The sequence below is a fragment of the Corallococcus sp. AB032C genome, assembly GCF_003668935.1.
Classification (GTDB): domain Bacteria; phylum Myxococcota; class Myxococcia; order Myxococcales; family Myxococcaceae; genus Corallococcus; species Corallococcus exiguus.
Map to the genome: position 1 here is coordinate 1 of NZ_RAWP01000001.1, position 12388 is coordinate 12388.

8 protein-coding genes and 1 pseudogene are annotated in these 12388 nt (G+C 69.0%); 8 read left to right on the top strand and 1 reads right to left on the bottom strand.

Going from position 1 to position 12388, the window contains the following annotated elements:
* Both D7X99_RS00005 and D7X99_RS00010 read left to right on the top strand, forming a co-directional pair.
* Positions 1 to 360: pseudogene (locus D7X99_RS00005) on the top strand (glycosyl transferase family 1); the annotation flags it as partial.
* 99 nt (positions 361 to 459) lie between these two features.
* A complete protein-coding gene (locus D7X99_RS00010) occupies positions 460 to 5058 on the top strand; it encodes a response regulator (protein ID WP_121776027.1) in 4599 nt (1532 codons plus the stop codon).
* Positions 5059 to 5145: 87 nt separating this feature from the next.
* Here D7X99_RS00010 and D7X99_RS00015 read toward each other — a convergent pair whose 3' ends face one another.
* Entirely contained in the window at positions 5146 to 5373 is a 228-nt protein-coding gene (locus D7X99_RS00015; RefSeq protein ID WP_120565972.1) for a hypothetical protein, read from the bottom strand.
* A 190-nt stretch (positions 5374 to 5563) separates the two neighbouring features.
* On the opposite strand from D7X99_RS00015, the gene D7X99_RS00020 reads away from it, so the two are divergent.
* The 6 genes from D7X99_RS00020 to D7X99_RS00050 all read left to right on the top strand — a co-directional run bounded on the left by D7X99_RS00020 (position 5564) and on the right by D7X99_RS00050 (position 12380).
* Positions 5564 to 6505, top strand: coding sequence for a MoxR family ATPase (locus tag D7X99_RS00020; RefSeq protein WP_121775898.1), 942 nt, complete (start codon positions 5564 to 5566; stop codon positions 6503 to 6505).
* 114 nt (positions 6506 to 6619) lie between these two features.
* Positions 6620 to 7570 (top strand): branched-chain amino acid transaminase, encoded by a 951-nt coding sequence (locus D7X99_RS00025; protein WP_121775899.1) that lies wholly within the window; start codon positions 6620 to 6622, stop codon positions 7568 to 7570.
* A 60-nt stretch (positions 7571 to 7630) separates the two neighbouring features.
* Positions 7631 to 8968, top strand: a complete 1338-nt coding sequence (locus tag D7X99_RS00030; RefSeq protein ID WP_121775900.1) for an AAA family ATPase — start codon at positions 7631 to 7633, stop codon at positions 8966 to 8968.
* Between the two features lie 120 nt (positions 8969 to 9088).
* Entirely contained in the window at positions 9089 to 9928 is an 840-nt protein-coding gene (locus D7X99_RS00035) for a Fic family protein (RefSeq protein WP_121775901.1), read from the top strand.
* 188 nt (positions 9929 to 10116) lie between these two features.
* Positions 10117 to 11238: a bifunctional oligoribonuclease/PAP phosphatase NrnA gene (locus D7X99_RS00045; protein WP_121775902.1), complete on the top strand. Its 1122-nt coding sequence runs from the start codon at positions 10117 to 10119 to the stop codon at positions 11236 to 11238.
* Positions 11235 to 12380 carry a cysteine desulfurase family protein gene (locus D7X99_RS00050; RefSeq protein ID WP_121775903.1) on the top strand — a complete coding sequence of 382 codons (1146 nt, stop codon included), beginning with the start codon at positions 11235 to 11237 and terminating at the stop codon, positions 12378 to 12380. The genes D7X99_RS00045 and D7X99_RS00050 overlap by 4 nt, the downstream gene beginning before the upstream one ends.
* Positions 12381 to 12388 lie beyond the last annotated feature (8 nt).

The window sequence follows — 12388 nt, forward strand, 5'->3', positions numbered from 1 at the left end:
GAGGAGATCGCCGCCGACGAGGCCCTGTCCCTGGACGACGACGCCGGGCACACGCCCTCCACCGCCAGCGCGGCGCTGGACGAAGCAGAGGAGATCAACGACGACGAGGTCCACGACGCGGACTCGCTCGACGTGGAGGCCGCGGACGCCGAGGACCCAGGGCCTCCGCCCGCGCCGCCCGACTCCACCCTCAACCCGTGGTTCGCCCAGCTCGCGCACGGGTACTGCCCTCCAGAGGGCGCTCGCTTCACCCGGCCCACCCCGCCCACCAACTTCCCCGGGCGGGATCCGGACGAAGGCGTGTCCCCCGAGTCGGTCCCCCCTGTCGGCCAGGGAGCGGTTCGCGGCAAGAACTCGTGAGGCAGCCGACCGAGCACTGCTCGGAAACTTCCCAAGCCTTGTGCCCGCCCGATAGGATGTGGCGGTTTTCACTGCACTTTTTGCTGGGTGAAGGGCTTCATGGAGCGTCGCGTCCTCATCGTCGAAAGCCAGAACGACTTCGCACTCAGCATGGCCTCCGTGCTCAAGAGCGCGGGCTACAACACGGCCATGGCCACCACTGCGTCAGACGCGCAGCGGGAATTGGAGAAGCGCCGACCGGACCTCGTCGTCGTGCGCGCGGAGCTGCCGGACCAGTCCGGCTTCGCCCTCTGTGGTCAGATCAAGAAGGGCAAGTGGGGCCAGAACCTCAAGGTCCTCCTGCTCTCCTCCGACTCCGGCGTGGAGGGTCTGAACAAGCACCGTGAGACGCCTGCCGCCGCGGACGGCTACCTCGTCATCCCGTTCGAGATGGGCGAGCTGGCCTCCATGAGCGCGGGCATCGTTCCGCCCGGCTCCGATGACTCGGACGCGGACCTGGACGCCGCGCTCTCCGGAGCCCCGCGTGAAGCCCCGCCGCCCATGCCCGGCGTGCGCACGGGCGCCCCGCCCAAGCTGCCCAAGCGCGAGCGCCGCAGCGCGATGACGGACGAGGACAAGGCCTTCATGGACCGGGCCTTCTCGTCCATCGCGGACCGCAAGGCGGAGCTGCTGGCGGAGTCGCGTCAGCTCAAGCGCCCGCCCCCGCGCCGCGAGCTGATGGGCACGCCCGAGGGCAAGGTCCAGATCCTCCGGGACGAATTGAAGACGCGCGAAGCCCAGCTCGCGCGCCTGTCCGAAATCTGGAGCGTCCGCGAGCGCGAGCTGCTCTCCGTCGAGGACCGCCTCCACGAGAAGGACGTGGAGCTGCAGGGCCTGAAGATGCAGGTGGACGACCTGCTGCGGCGCTTCAACGACGCTCAGCAGTCCATCGTCCAGAAGGAGCGCGAGCACGGCGCCACCGTCGACGACCTGCTCCTCCAGAAGTTCTCCTCGGAGAAGGACCTCATCGAGGTCGTCGCCTCCAAGGAGAAGGACATCAACGTCCTGCGCAAGGAGGTCAACCTCCGCGACGAGGAGCTGGCCCGGCGCGGCGCCGACCTGGAGTCCTGGCGCAACGAGTTCGACAAGCTGGAGAAGCACCTCGGCGTCGTCACGCTGGAGTTCGAGGTCAAGGAGCAGAAGCTCCAGGACACCGTCCGCGCCAACGAGGCGGACATCCTCCAGCTGCGCGAGCGCGGCGACCAGTTCGAGTCCGAGCTGTCCCGCACCGTCAGCGAGCGCGACCAGCGCTATGCCGAACTGGACGGCGAGCTGCAGGCCCTCCAGGAGCGGCTGACGCAGACCGAGCAGGAGCGCGACGCCACCGTGCGCGGCCTGGAGGCCCGGTCCACCACGGCGGAGGAGCACGCCATCCGCTCGGACGCGGAGATTGAACGCCTCAACGCCGAGCGCGCCGCCCTGGAGCAGCGCCTCACGCAGCAGGTGGCGGACCTGGAGTCCGACATCGCGCGCGTCACCGGCGAGCGCGACCAGCTCCGGCTGGACAAGGACGCCCTGGAGGCGGACCTCACGCAGCGCGTGGAGGAGCGGGACGGGAAGATCTCCGCGCTCGACCGCGAGCTGCAGGAGACCATCGCCCGCAACGAGAACAGCGAGGCGGAGCTCAACGCCACCATCCAGCAGCACCGCGAGCGCATCGGTGAGCTGGAAGGCGAAGTCGAGGCCGTCAAGACGCACCTGGAGGACCGCGAGAACGAGCTGAGCGCGGAGATCCAGGCGCTGCAGCAGGCCAAGGACGCGCTGGAGCAGGACCTCACCAGCCAGCTGGAGGACCTGCGCGCGGCGAAGGACGCCCTGGAGGCGGACCTCAACGGACAGATTCAAGCGCTCACCGAGCAGCTGGACGCGGCCCAGCGCCAGGGCGAGCAGCTCTCCGCGCGCGTGGCCTCGCTCGAGGACACCGTCGCCCAGCGCGACGGCACCATCGAGGGCCTGCAGACGGACGTCGCCGACCGCGACGCGCGCATCTCCGAGCTGACCGGCAACCTGGAGGCCACGAGCCAGCAGCTCTCCGATACGCAGGGCACGCTCTCCAGCACGGAAGCCACCCTCGCGGAGACGCGCGGCGAGCTGGAAGCCACCAGCCAGCAGCTCTCCGAGACGCAGGGCACGCTCTCCAACACGGAGGCCACCCTCTCCGAGACGCGCGGCGAGCTGGAGGCCACCAGCCAGCAGCTCTCCGAGACGCAGACGCGCCTGGCGCAGACGGAGGAGACGCTCTCCACCACGCGCGGCGAGCTGGAGGCCACCAGCCAGACGCTGGCCACCACCGAGGCGACCCTCGCGGACACGCAGGGAACGCTGGCGCGCACGGAAGGGACGCTCGCCGACACGCAGGCCACCCTCTCCAGCACGGAAGGCACGCTGGCGGAGACGCGCGGCGAACTGGAGGCCACCAGCCAGACGCTGGCGGACACCCAGTCCCGGCTCGCGCAGACGGAGGAGACGCTCTCCACCACGCGCGGTGAGCTGGACGCCACCAGCCAGACCCTCTCCGACACGCAGGCCACGCTCTCCAGCACGGAGGGCACGCTCGCGGAGACCCGCGGCGAGCTGGAGGCCACCAGCCAGACGCTGACGGACACGCAGGCAAAGCTCGCGCAGACGGAAGGGACGCTCGCGTCCACCCAGGGCGAGCTGGAGGCCACCAGCCAGACGCTGGCCACCACGGAGGCGACGCTCGCCCAGACGCAGGACACGCTGGCGCGCACGGAAGGCACGCTCGCCGACACGCAGGCGACGCTCTCCAGCACGGAAGGCACGCTCGCGGAGACGCGCGGTGAGCTGGAGGCCACCAGCCAGACGCTGACGCAGACCCAGGAGACCCTGGAGTCGACGCGCGCCGACCTGGCGAAGGTCACCCAGCACCGCGACGAACTGGACGCGGAGCTCAACGAGACGCGCGACATCCTCCAGGAGACCAACGGCCTCCTCGCCCGCACCACCGAGGAGCGCGACGCGCGCATCGCTGAGCTGCATTCGCTCAACGCGGCGAAGGACGCGCTGGAGCAGGACCTCACCGGCCAGATTGGCCAGCTGCGCGCGGACCTGTCGGAGACGCAGGGGAGCTACGACGCGGAGCGCACCGCCCATGCGGCGCTCGCGGAGGAGACCACCGCGAGCATCAACGCCCTCACCGGCGAGCGCGACAACCTGTTCGCGGAGCTGAACGCCACGTCCCAGCAGCTGGCCGACACGCAGGGCCAGCTCGCCAGCACCCAGGACGCGCTGGCCCGCGAGGAGCAGACCCACGCGCAGTCCCGCCAGGCCGCCGCCAGCGCCCAGGCGGAGCTCACGCGCCAGCTCACCGAGGCCCAGGCCAACGGCGAGGACCTGGCCGAACAGCTCATCGTCACCAAGCACGAGCTGGGCACGCGCGTGTCGGAAGTCACGCAGCTGTCCTCCAAGCTCGCGCAGACGGAGGACGCGCGGCACGACCTGGAGGACCGCCTCCAGACGCTCACCCACGAGTCGCAGCGCCGTGAGGAGCTCCTCCAGAACGAGGTCGACACCAAGGGCAAGGAGCTGTCGGACACGCTCCGCAAGCTCACGCACGTGACGCAGGAGAAGATGCGTCAGGCGGAGGTGCTCAACCGCGAGGTCTCCACCCGCACGGAGCACGTGAAGCAGCTGGAAGGTCAGCTGGAGCAGCAGGCCTCCGAGGCGAAGAAGCAGGCGGACGCGCTCAACCAGCAGGTCGCCAACGTCTCCGGCGAACTGGACGGGGCACGCAAGGCCATCGCGGACCGCGACTCGCAGCTTCAGCAGGGCGCGCAGCAGCAGAAGAAGCTCACCAGCGAGCGCGACGGACTGGCCGGACAGCTCCAGCAGGCCCAGGCGCAGGCGCAGCAGCAGGCCCAGCAGGCCCAAGCCTCCGCCGCCGAGGCGAAAAAGCAGTCGGACGACCTGGCCGCGAAGCTCGCCAAGGCGGAGCAGCGCATCACGCAGCTCTCCCAGGAGGCCCAGAAGTTCGCCGCCGACACGGAGACGAAGCTCAAGGACGCCCAGGCCCAGGTGCAGACCCGCACCAAGAAGGCCCAGGACCTGGAGCTGGCGCTGGAGAACGCCCAGAGCACCCGCGCCCGCGCGGAGAAGGACCTCAACGCCCGCGTCGCCGCGGCGGAGACCAAGGCCAACGAGGCGGCCGCCAGGCTCGCCACGGCGCAGAAGGACCGCAAGGACCTGGAGGCCCGTCAGGCCAAGGAGCTGGAGGACCTCAACGCCAAGCAGAAGGCGGAGCTCGAGCGCCGCGAGGCCATCAAGGCGCAGGAAGTCGCCCGCCTCCAGACGTCCGTCCAGGAGAAGAGCAAGGCGCTCAAGGTCGCCGAGCTGGAGCTGGCCCGCTACAAGACCAAGGCCCCGGCCGCGGCTGCCGCCCCCGCCGCGAAGGCCAGCACCAAGGCCACCGAGGAAGAGCACCTGGCCGCCACCGTCCAGGCGAACCCGGTCATCCCGGCCGCCGCCAAGCCCCCGGCCAAGGCCGCCGCCAAGCCCGCCTCGAAGAAGGCCGCTGCCGCGCCCACCCCCGTCCCCGTGGACGAGGAGGCCCCGGAGCGCACCATGGTGATGCAGCTGCCCACCGCCCCCGAAGCCGGTGAGGACGACTGGACGGCGCTCGTCGACGAGCTCGACAAGTAGCCCGCACTCCTCGCGGGAAACGACAAGGGCCCGTGCACTCCGTGGAGTGCCGGGCCCTTCGTCCATCTCAAGACTGTCCCGCGACGGTTACAGCGCCGTGGCCGCCTTCGCCTCACGGATGAGATCCCGGAAGTGCAGCGCGCCCACCACGTCCCGCACCACCGACACCGGACGGCCCTCTTCCAGCGCCAGCGCCTGCGCCTGCCGCCACCGCTCCAGCAGCGTCCTCGTCGCGATGTACGCCAGCACGAGGGGGAAGCCCCCCGGCATCACCACCACCAGCACCGCCATCGCCAGCTTCAGCCACGCCCACATGACCCGCGACCTCGTCGTCCTGAGATACGCACGCATAGATGCACGGTGCATGCCCGCGGTGCGAAAATAATTACGCACCCTGATTCCGCAGGGTTACAGCTCCCAAGGTCCTCAAGAGTGCGGACGGCGCCCCCACAACCCTGGCATTTTTGCCGCAGTGGCCACGGAACCGTCGGTTAAGTTGACGGGTGTGAGCCCCCCTCGACTGACTTCGGAGATTCGCTCGTTCACCAGCGTGGAGGACGCGGCGCGTTGCCTGGAGGCGGTGGGCTACCTGTCGTCCCCTGAAATCGCCACGGCGGTGTTCCTGGCGGACCGGATGGGCAAGCCCATCCTGGTGGAGGGCCCGGCCGGCGTGGGCAAGACGGAGCTGGCCAAGGCCCTGGCCCAGGCGTTGGACCGGACCTTCATCCGCCTCCAGTGCTACGAGGGCCTGGACGAGGCCAAGGCCCTCTACGAGTGGGAGTACGCCAAGCAGCTGCTCTACACCCAGCTGCTCAAGGACAAGATTGGCGAGCTGACCCAGGGCACGTCCACGCTGGCGGAGGCCGCGGACCGGCTCGCGTCCGGGGACGCGGTGTTCTTCTCCGAGCGCTTCCTCCTCCCCCGCCCCATCCTCCAGGCCCAGCTGTCGGACACGCCCGCCCTGCTGCTGGTGGACGAAATCGACAAGGCGGATCCGGAGTTCGAGGCCTTCCTCCTGGAGGTCCTCTCTGACAACGCTGTCACGGTGCCGGAGCTGGGCACCATCCGCGCGAAGCATGTCCCGCGCGTCATCCTCACCAGCAACAACGCCCGTGAGCTGTCGGACGCGCTCAAGCGCCGCTGCCTGCACCTGCACATCGACTTCCCGGACCGCGAGCGCGAGCTGCGCATCGTCCGCGCGCGCCTTCCGGACGTCCCCCAGGTGCTGGCCGAGCAGGTGGTGGAGGCCGTCGCCGCCATCCGCGCGTTGGATTTGAAGAAGGCCCCGTCCATCAGCGAGACCCTGGACTGGGCGCAGAGCCTGACGCTGCTCAACGCGGAAGCGCTCAGCGCGGACGTCGTCGCCGCCACGCTCAACCTCGTCCTCAAATACGAGGGCGACATCGAGAAGGCCCGCGCCAACCTGCCCACCATCGCGCAGGCCTGACGCAAAGCGCTGCACGCGGAGTGCAGATCGTTGGCACTTCACGCTTTGCGTCCCCGGTGTGCGTGGGTACAAGTCCCTCAGCTGTCCCACCCCTGGCCCGAGAGGAACATCCCGATGAGCTCAACCTCATCCACCGTGCTGCGCGCCGAACACATCTGGCTCGATGGGAAGCTGATAAAATGGGACGAGGGCAACGTGCACGTGATGACGCACGCCCTCCACTACGGCCTGGGCGTCTTCGAAGGCATCCGCGCCTACAAGACCCATGATGGCCGGCTCGCCGTCTTCCGGCTGCGCGAGCACATCCGCCGGCTGCTCGACTCCGCGCACATCATCATGCTGCCGATTCCCTACACCGAGGACGAGCTGGTCGAGGCCACGGTGGACCTGCTGCGCAAGCAGAAGCAGCAGTTCGCCAACGGCGCCTACCTGCGCCCGGTGGCCTTCATGGGCGACGGCGCCATGGGCCTGGGCGCGGTGAACCCCACCCGCGTGGGCATCACCGCCTGGGACTGGGGCTCGTACCTGGGCGACAAGGGAATGAAGGAGGGCATCCGCGCCAAGGTCAGCTCCTTCACGCGCAACCACGTGAACGTGAACATGGTGCGCGGGAAGATTACCGGCCAGTACGTGAACTCCATCCTCGCCAAGCGTGAGGCGGTGCTCGCCGGCTACGACGAGGCCATCCTCCTGGACATCAGCGGCTTCGTCGCGGAGGCCTCCGGGGAGAACATCTTCCTCGTGAACAAGAAGGGCATCATCAAGACGCCGCCCCTCTCCTCTCCCGTCCTGGACGGCATCACCCGCGACACGGTGCTCAAGCTGTTGCGCGACGCTGGCCACACCACCATCGAAGAGGTCACCGTCACCCGTGATGCCCTCTACATCGCCAACGAGGTCTTCTTCACCGGCACCGCCGCGGAGATCACCCCCGTGCGCGAGGTGGACAACCGGCAGATTGGCGACGGGAAGCCCGGCCCCATCAGCAAGTTCGTCCAGGACATGTACTTCCGCGTCGTACGGGGCCAGGAAGCCCGCTATGCGGACTGGCTGACCTACGTTTGACGGACAGTCGGCGGACGTGAAGTCCCGGCGGCCGGGGGAATCGGGTACAACCCGTACCCGATGCCTCCCGCCGGCTACGCGCACGAAGACAATCCCTTCAAGCTGGAGAACCCGTCCGTCCTCGACATCGCTCCCAGTGAGCCGAAGTCGCTGGAGGACACGGGCCTGAGGATGGGTCTGCTCGCGGACCTGGGCCTCAAGTTCCTCTACTACGCCGGCACCGGCACGGGCGTGGCCATCGCCGAAAGCATGTGCCTGCCCTGGTCCGGCGTGGTGGAGCACGTGGTGGACTTCCTCGCCGCGGAGAAGCTGGTGGACCTCCGAGGCGGCAAGGGCTTTGGCCGCGCGTCCGTGGAGTTCGCCCTCACGGAGAAGGGCCGCGAGTACGCGCGTGACGCACTCACCCGCTCCACCTACGTGGGCCCCGCCCCCGTCCCCATCGAGCAGTACAACGCCCTCATCAGCAGCCAGACGGAGGAGACGCCCGTCGTGGGCCAGGAGGACCTCATGGCCGCCCTGGGCCACCTCACCGTCTCCGCGGAGCTGATGGACAAGCTGGGCCCGGCGGTGAACTCCGGCCGCTCGCTCTTCCTCTACGGCCCGCCCGGCAACGGCAAGACGAGCCTGGCGGAGGCGATTTCCCACATGTTCGGCGGCGAGGTGTTCGTCCCGCACTGCCTCGAAATCGACAACCAGATCATCAAGGTCTTCGACCGCATCATCCACACGCCCGTGGCGCTGGAGGCGGGTCGTGATGCCAGCGGCCGCCGTCAGACCTTCGAAATGGACAAGCGCTGGTCGCTCTGCCGGCGCCCCGCGGTGGTGGTGGGCGGCGAGCTGACGCTGGAGACGTTGGACCTCATCTACTCGGAGAGCACCCGCTTCTACGAGGCGCCGTTCCAGGTGAAGGCCAACGGCGGCATGCTCCTCATCGACGACTTCGGCCGCCAGAAGGTCCACCCCACGGACCTGCTCAACCGGTGGATCGTCCCCCTGGAGAAGCGGGTGGACTTCCTCACCCTGCACACCGGCAAGAAGTTCGAGATTCCCTTCGATCAGCTGCTCGTCTTCTCCACCAACCTGGACCCCAAGGAGCTGGTGGACGAGGCCTTCCTGCGGCGCATCAAGTACAAGATTGAAGTAGGCAACCCGGATGAAGAGTCCTACCGGGAGATCTTCCGCCGGGTGTGCGAAGCGGCGGGCATCCCCTACGTGGACCAGGCCATCACCTACCTGGTGGAGCACTACTACAAGCCGCGCAGCATGGAGATGCGCTCCTGCCACCCCCGCGACCTCGTGTCGCTCATCCGGGACGCGGCCCGATACCGGCAAATCCCGCCAGCCCTTTCAAAAGACCTGCTGGATCAGGCGTGCGAAGTGTTCCTGGTGAATCTCTAGTCAGGTTTTATTTGTTCCAACCGCGCGGAATTTCTAGACTCCGCGTGCCGTTGTACCTCCCGGCGCAGCCTCTGAGAATCAGCGCCCGGGGCGGGCCGGAGCGAGAAGGAGCCGCAGTCCGTGAAGGAACGCTACCAGGACATCGACGAGAAGAACGAGCAGCTGCGCGAGTACCTTGAGATCTACAAGGGCAAGCCGCCGGCGCGTGAGTACCTCGACCGCTTCGAGATGTCGTGGATCTACCACGACGCCGCGCTCGAAGGCGTCGTGTACACGCACCAGGAGCTGATGGCCGCGCTCTTCCCGGAGCGCACGGCGGCGGAAGCCTCCATGATCCCGGTGGTGCTGGAGATCCGCAACCACAAGGCGGTGGCGGACTTCATCCGCGAGGAGGCCGTGGGCGCGAAGAAGCAGTCCGCGCTCACGCTCACCACCATCAAGCGGATGCACGACCTCTTCCTGGGCAACACGCCGGAAGCGCTGGCCGAGCGTGCTCGCATGGAGCGCCGCGAGCGCACGGAGAAGGAGCTGGCCAAGGAGCGCGACCGCGCGGGGCTGCGCAAGGACATGCCCCTGCACCGCACCTACTTCCACGACATCACCCAGCCCGCGAAGATCCAGGCGCGGCTGGAGAAGCTCGTGGACCACACCGCCAGCGCGGAGTTCCGCGAGTTCCACCCGATCAAACAGGCGGCGGTGGTGCAGCATGAGTTCCTGCAGATCTTCCCCTTCACCGAGCACAGCGGGAAGGTGGGGCGCATGTGCAGCAACCTCATCCTGCTGCGCAACGGCTACATGCCCGCGGTCATCCACTCCATCGACCGGCAGCGCTACTACGAGTCCTTCCGCACGCCCGTGGCCACGTTCCGCACGGTGCTGATGGACGCGATGGAGAACTCGCTGGACAACGGCGTGAAGTACTTCCGCGACCTGGGCCGCAAGTACAAGACGGTGGAGTAGCGCTCACGGGGCGGCGTGCCCCCGGAGGACTGGCGAGGGAGCAGGCGTCCCGCCCGTCCTCCGCCGTGGCGTGAAGAACGCGCGGCACGTCGACACCATTGGGGTGTTGGAAACACCCCTGGAACGTCACGGGGAGAACATCCGACTTCTCGAATACCCGTGGCGGAGGAAGTAAAAGAAGAGTTCCCATGCCTGTCACCCCGACCCTCCAAAGCCGCCGCGCCCAGCTTCCCGCCGGGAGCGAGCTCACGGAGCCTCCGCCAGCGCGGCTGGCGAAGTTGCCTGCCGCCGACAAGCTGGCCCGCCTGCTCCAGGTGGCCAAGGGTCACCGCCGGGCGCTCATCCTCACGCACGACAACCCGGACCCCGACTCCATGGCGGCGGCGGTGTCGCTCGCCCATCTGCTGGAGCGCAAGGCCGGCATCGAGTCCCACGTGGGCTACGGCGGCATCATTGGCCGTGCGGAGAACGTCGCCTTCGTGCGCGTGCTCCGGCTGCCGGTGTCGCACGTGTCGCAAATCGACTTCAGCCAGTACGACCTCTTCGGCCTGGTGGACACGCAGCCGCCGGTGCGCAACCACTCGCTGCCGGCGCGCTACCGCGCGGACCTGGTGGTGGACCATCACCCGCTGCGCGAGGAGAGCCTGCTGGCCCCCTTCGCGGACGTGGGCGGCGACTTCGGCGCCACCTCCACCATGCTGGCGGAGTACCTGCGGGCCGCCCGGTTGGAGCCGTCCGTGGAGATCGCCACCGCGCTCTTCTACGGCATCAAGGCGGACACGCGGGACCTGGGCCGTGAGACGACCCAGACGGACGTGGACAGCTACCTGTGGCTGTTCCCCCGCTGCGACAAGCAGCTGCTGGGACAGATTGAGCACCCGGAGCTGCCGGCGCGCTTCTTCCAGCTGTTCCACACGTCCATCGAGAAGGCGAAGGTCTACGGCACCGCCATCATCACCGACCTGGAGGAGGTCTACTCCCCGGACCTGGTGGCGGAGGTCGCCGAGCGGATGATGTACCTGGAGGGGATGAAGTGGTCCCTGGCGTACGGGACGTTCCGCAACCAGCTGTTCCTGAGCCTGCGCGTGAAGGACCGTCGCATGAACGCGGGCCGCCTCATCCGCGAGCTGTGCGAGGACCTGGGCGGTTCGTCCGGCGGCCACGGCAGCATGGCGGGCGCGCGGCTGCCCTTGTCCGGCAGCGCGGCCAAGCGCAAGGCGCTCAAGCGCGAGGTGGTGTCGCGCTTCCTCGAAGCCTTTGGTGTCTCCGAGGAGCGGCCAGTGTCGCTGCTGTCCGCGCAGGACACGTGATCTACTGGGACCACAACGCCGCCGCGCCGGTGCGCGCGGAGGTGGGCGCGCTGCTCGCCCGGGCCTTCACGGAAGGCGGCTTCGGCAACGCATCCAGTGTGCACGGCGGCGGTCGCGAGGCGCGGGCCCGGTTGGACGCGGCGCGAGCGAAGGTGGCGCGCGTCCTGGGCTGCGAGCCGAAGGAGATCACCTTCACCGCGTCGGGCAGCGAAGCGGATGCGCTCGCGCTCATGGGCGCCTACGCGGCCCGCCCGTTGAAGGACCGCCGCCGAGTGGTGTCCACCACGGTGGAGCACCCGTCGGCGCTGGGTGCGCTCGCGCAGTTGGAGAAGGACGGCGCCCAGGTCGTGCGGCTGTCCCCTGACTCCAACGGTCGTGTGCCGCTGGAGGCCGTGCTGGAGGCGCTCACGCCAGACACCGCGCTGTGTTCGCTGATGTGGGCCAACAACGAGACGGGCGTGCTGCAGCCGGTGGCGGAGACGGCGCGCGCGTGCCGTCAGCGCGGCATCCTCTTCCACACGGACGCCGTGCAGGCCGCGGGCAAGGTGCCGCTCACGTTGCGCGAAGTGGACGCGGACCTGCTCTCTCTCTCCGCGCACAAGTTCGGTGGCCCCCAGGGCGTGGGCGTGCTCGTGGTGCGCAAGGGCGTGGACGTGCGGGCGCTGACACCCGGACACCAGGAGGGAGGCCGGCGCGGAGGCACACAGAACGTGCCCTACGCCGAGGCCCTGGCCCTGGCCCTGGAGCTGGCCGCCGCGGAGCAGACCAACACCGCCGCGAGGGTCGAAGCCCTGCGCGACACCTTCGAACAGCAGGTGCTCCAGCGGCTGCCCGGGGTGTCGGTGAACGGCGCTGGGGCGCCCCGGGTGCCCAACACCAGCAACCTGCGCTTCGACGGCGTGGAGGGGGAAGCGCTGCTGATGGCGCTGGACCTGGAGGACATCCGCGTCTCGTCGGGAGCGGCCTGCGCGTCCGGCACGCTGTCCCCGTCCCACGTGCTGCGCGCCATGGGCCTCTCCCCCGCCGAGGCGCGTGGAAGCCTGCGCTTCAGCCTGGGCCCTGGCACCACCAGCGCGGAGGTCTCTCGTGTCGTGGACGCGCTTTGCACGCATGTGCCCCGGGTGCGCGCCCTCGAAGGCTGAGGCCCGCA